The following is a 450-nucleotide window of genomic DNA, read 5'->3' on the forward strand; positions in this document are numbered from 1 at the left end:
TCCACATACAGCCTGTATGTACCGCGTGCGGTGACATCAGGTCGATCGGATCAAGTACTCGATGCGGCAAAGGTATCCCGCGCAGCGCCGGATGCCGTGAATGAGGAGCGGAAACATGGGCGAGACGCAGGACAAGGTGCTGATCTTCTCGGCGGACGGACATGCCGGCGCGAAACGGATGGCGGATTATCTGCCCTATTTCGACCCGGATGTGCGGGACGCCGTCAAGGACCTGTTGACGGAGGAAGAGCAGGCCTATCGACGCATGCTGGCTCCCGATTTCAGTTCCGGGCCGCGCGAGGAGCCGGCGCCCGAGTTGGACCCGCGATGGGCACCTGCATTCCCAGACCGCTTCGGCGGCTGGGACATCGGCGTACGTATGGAACAGCTGGACCGCGAAGGCGTCGCGGGCGAGATGTTGGTACCGGGTCACCAATTCGCGTCACTGCC

At 63.1% G+C, this 450-nt stretch carries 1 protein-coding gene; it reads left to right on the top strand.

The window, feature by feature from the left end; genetic code table 11:
• Positions 1-115: 115 nt before the first annotated feature.
• Positions 116-450: hypothetical protein (locus tag RM572_RS29245; RefSeq protein ID WP_394813735.1), on the top strand; the 335-nt coding region annotated here is incomplete at its 3' end.

It is taken from the genome of Streptomyces hazeniae, from assembly GCF_031845485.1.
Taxonomy (GTDB): Bacteria; Actinomycetota; Actinomycetes; order Streptomycetales; family Streptomycetaceae; genus Streptomyces; species Streptomyces hazeniae.